The 393-nt window shown below is 38.7% G+C and carries 1 protein-coding gene; it reads right to left on the reverse strand.

What is annotated here, in order from left to right; translation table 11 throughout:
- Positions 1-187: 187 nt before the first annotated feature.
- Positions 188-393: hypothetical protein (locus NQ012_RS12965; RefSeq protein WP_257067982.1), on the reverse strand; the 206-nt coding region annotated here is incomplete at its 5' end.

The raw sequence follows: 393 nt of genomic DNA on the forward strand, positions 1-393 counted from the left end.
ATCAACTAGGTGCCCATGAAATCTTCAAGACAAAATATTCCATCACAGTGAAGTAAGAGGTTGTGACCGAGAAGTTAGCAGGGAACACCGTTTACCAAGGTGTGTAAAAAAGCTATCCTGTAAGTAATAAGGGAGTGTGACATCGATTTGTCACACTCCCGTTTTATCTCTTTGGAATGAAAAAGTATCAGGATTTTTTCTTGCTGCTATTCAAACCAAACGGGATTCGACTTTCAGTATGGTTTCTGATACGCTTGATATTGTCTTTATGCCGATAAAAGATAAAGGAAGAAACTAAAAAGGCAATGATCGTCAGTAACCAATTGGGCTTAGCCAAAATCACAGGAGCTACATAAGGAAGGACGATCGTAGATAAAGTTATCAATACTGCAC

The organism is Neisseria dentiae, assembly GCF_024580525.1.
Classification (GTDB): domain Bacteria; phylum Pseudomonadota; class Gammaproteobacteria; order Burkholderiales; family Neisseriaceae; genus Neisseria; species Neisseria dentiae_A.